We start from the raw sequence: 2,901 nt of genomic DNA on the forward strand, positions 1-2,901 counted from the left end.
CGGAGTGTCGCAGTAAGGGCGGTTGGTGCGATGCCGGGCCCTCATCAGCACCCCGGGCGAGACTCTGACGGCACGGTCGGCGGCAGCCCGGCAGGGACGCAAGGGGTCATCCCGGTTTCTGATCGATCTCGGCGAGTCGCGCCTCCACCTGGCCTCCCAATTCGATCAGCAGGTCCATCTGCGCAGGGGTCACGTGGTCGATCAGCACTTTGCGCACGTCAGCCAGGTGGAGTGGGGCGGCTGCCTCGACGAGGGTGCGGCCCTGTTCGGTGATGACCACGACGGCCCCTCGCTGGTCGGTCGCGCATCGCTCGCGGCGGATGAGGTTGCGGTTCTGCATGCGGGTCAGATGCTGCGACAGACGGCTCTTCTCCCATTGCAGCGCATCTCCGAGTGCGAACGACCGCAGGCGTCCCTCGGGCGCCTCGGACAGGTGCGCCAGCACCTGGTAGTCGGCGGTGGACAGCCCGCTGTGGGTGCGCAGCTGCCGCTCGATGTATTCGGACAGGCCGGCCTGCATCTTCATGAGGCTGCGCCAAGCCCGCTGCTCACGCTCGTCCAGCCATCGCGGTTCGTCCATGAAGCCCACCCTACCGCTTTGGTTGACATGTTAACCAGTCCGTCGTACGGTTTGGTTAACACCTCAACCAAATGGACTGGCGGAGGTCGGAGCCGCCTACAGAAACGCGGCGACGACAGGCCGGACGACGAAGCTGCTCTGCCGCCTCGACAGCCTTCAGCAATTACTGGAACAGGGAGCACTCATGTCTGCAGACACCCGCTACGCCATCGTGGGCACCGGAAACATCGGTTCGGCGCTGGCGCGAGTCTTCGCCCGGGCCGGAGTCGAGGTCAGCATCGCCAACACCCGCGGACCGGGCTCGATCAGCGAACTCGCCGCCTCCTGGGGTTCCACGGTCCGGGCCGTGACGCTCACCGAGGCGCTGGCGAGCGACGTCATCTTCATGGCCATCCCGTTCGGCGCAGTCGAGACGTTCGGCAACGCCCTGCCAGATTGGAACGGGAAGATCGTCGTCGACACCACCAACGCGCACTACGCGCCCAACGCGGGCGACATCCTCAAGGGTCGGCTCTCCTCGCAGTACGCGGCCGAGGTCCTGCCCGGCGCCCAGATCGTGAAGGGCTTCAACCACCTTCCCGCCCAGACGCTCGCCGCCGAAGTGCCCTCCGGCCAGGGCAAGCGCGTGGTCTTCGTCTCCAGCGACTCCGGGGAGGCCAGCTCCCAGATCGCCGAGCTCGCCCGCACGCTCGGCCTGTCGCCGGTGGAACTCGGCAGGATCGACGAAGGCGGACGCCTCATCGAGGTTCCCGGCGTACTGGTGCTCAGGAACTTCACCGAACAGCCCCTCACCTGATCGGCCGCGTTCCGCCTTCCACAGGCGGTGCGGCCGGCGCCGACGAGCCGTCCCGCCTCAGCGTCTGCCGTCACCGGCCGCACCGCGGCGGCCGGCGCCCGGCCGGGTTGCCGCGCAGCAGCGCTCTCCATCGATGAGACCGCACTTCAGCAACGCTCACGCGTGAGCAGCAAAACCCCTGGCACACCCATCCTCCACGGATGCCGGTCCCGCACAGCTCGGGCGGTCCGAATCACTCACCAGAAAGGCATGACCCGTGTTTGTCTTCGCCGCCGTACTGAGCGTTCTGCTCGCCGTTGTCGGGCTGGCCGCCGGACTACCGAAAGCCCTGCTCAAGGGCAGCATTCCAGCCCAGTTGCAGTCTCCCGGAGGCTTCAGCGCCCCGCTGGTCCGGTTCATCGGGCTGGCCGAGCTGGCCGCAGCCGCAGGGCTCATCGCCGGTCTCTTCTGGCAGCCCATCGGCGTTGCCGCCGCCCTGGGATTCGCAGTCCTGCTCGTCGGAGCCGTCGGCTTCCACGCCAAGTCCGGCGACTACGCCAACCCCGAGACCCGCGGCAACGCGATGGCACCCATCATCCTCACCGTCATCGCGATCGCTGCCGCCGCCACGCTCGTCCTCGCCTCCTGACCAGCGCCTGAATCCGAGGCGCCACAGCTCACCTTCCGCCCGGCAAACCCGGCCGGGTGATCGCGAGACCGCCCTCGCCACGCGGACCGTCACCGATCATCCGCATTCCCGACCACTGCTACACCTGAGGAACATCCCATGGCCACTCTTCTGCATCTCGATTCCTCGCTGTTTTCCGGCGACGCCTCCTCCTCCCGCGCCGTGACCGCCGCCTTCCGCCGGACCTGGCAGGAGCACCACCCGGAGGGCACGGTCATCTACCGTGACCTCGCCACGAACCCCGTACCGCACCTCACCGCCGACGCCCACACCGCCGGCCAGACCGACCCGGCCACGCACACCCCCTCCCAGGCCACCGCCCTCGCCCACCGGCTGACGCTGATCGACGAGCTGGAGAACGCCGACGCCATACTGATCGGCGCTCCGATGTACAACTACTCGATTCCCTCGACCCTCAAGGCGTGGCTCGACAACATCGTCCTCGTCGGCCGCACCGCCGGCGTGGAAAGCTCCAGGCTCAAGGGCACCCCCGTCACCGTCGTCGCCAGCCGCGGCGGCTCCTACGCCCCGGGCACGCCCCGCGAGGGCTACGAATACGTGCAGAACTACCTCACGGCCGTTCTGGCCGACGCGCTCGCCCTGGACTTGAACTTCATCGTCCCGGAACTCACGATGGCCGTACACAACCCGGCGATGTCCCAGCTCATCCCCCTCTTCGAAGCCTCCCGCCAGCAGGCACTGGACGACGCAGCCTCCACGGCCAAGGCGATAGCCCACCGCATCGCCGCCTAGAAACAGCGCCCCGCGCTCCAGCAGGGGCAGGACCCGTCGCTGCCCGAACTCACCTGGCAGTACAGCGATTACACGCGCTGGCAGTGGGAGTGGATGGCGGGAGCC

General features: G+C 68.0%; 4 protein-coding genes. 3 read left to right on the forward strand and 1 reads right to left on the reverse strand.

The window, feature by feature from the left end:
- Window positions 1-106 precede the first annotated feature (106 nt).
- Entirely contained in the window at window positions 107-580 is a 474-nt protein-coding gene (locus ABZ646_RS44045; protein ID WP_360532690.1) for a MarR family winged helix-turn-helix transcriptional regulator, read from the reverse strand.
- Window positions 581-764: 184 nt separating this feature from the next.
- On the opposite strand from ABZ646_RS44045, the gene ABZ646_RS44050 reads away from it, so the two are divergent.
- The 3 genes from ABZ646_RS44050 (at window position 765) to ABZ646_RS44060 (ending at window position 2,796) form a co-directional block, all read left to right on the forward strand.
- Complete coding sequence (locus ABZ646_RS44050) at window positions 765-1,376, forward strand: NAD(P)-binding domain-containing protein (RefSeq protein WP_060897116.1); 612 nt, start codon at window positions 765-767, stop codon at window positions 1,374-1,376.
- Between the two features lie 256 nt (window positions 1,377-1,632).
- Window positions 1,633-2,004 carry a DoxX family protein gene (locus tag ABZ646_RS44055; protein WP_057582123.1) on the forward strand — a complete coding sequence of 124 codons (372 nt, stop codon included), beginning with the start codon at window positions 1,633-1,635 and terminating at the stop codon, window positions 2,002-2,004.
- Window positions 2,005-2,142: 138 nt separating this feature from the next.
- The gene (locus tag ABZ646_RS44060; protein WP_060897115.1) at window positions 2,143-2,796 is read left to right on the forward strand and encodes an NAD(P)H-dependent oxidoreductase; all 654 of its coding nucleotides are present in this window, start codon (window positions 2,143-2,145) and stop codon (window positions 2,794-2,796) included.
- The last annotated feature ends 105 nt before the right edge of the window (window positions 2,797-2,901 follow it).

Source organism: Streptomyces sp. NPDC007162 (genome assembly GCF_040634175.1).
Lineage (GTDB): Bacteria > Actinomycetota > Actinomycetes > Streptomycetales > Streptomycetaceae > Streptomyces.

Excerpts from the sequence above, each read along its gene's own strand:
- ABZ646_RS44045 (WP_360532690.1), bottom strand. The coding sequence starts at position 580 with ATGGACGAACCGCGATGGCTGGACGAGCGTGAGCAGCGGGCTTGGCGC.
- ABZ646_RS44050 (WP_060897116.1), top strand. The coding sequence starts at position 765 with ATGTCTGCAGACACCCGCTACGCCATCGTGGGCACCGGAAACATCGGT.
- ABZ646_RS44060 (WP_060897115.1), top strand. The coding sequence starts at position 2,143 with ATGGCCACTCTTCTGCATCTCGATTCCTCGCTGTTTTCCGGCGACGCC.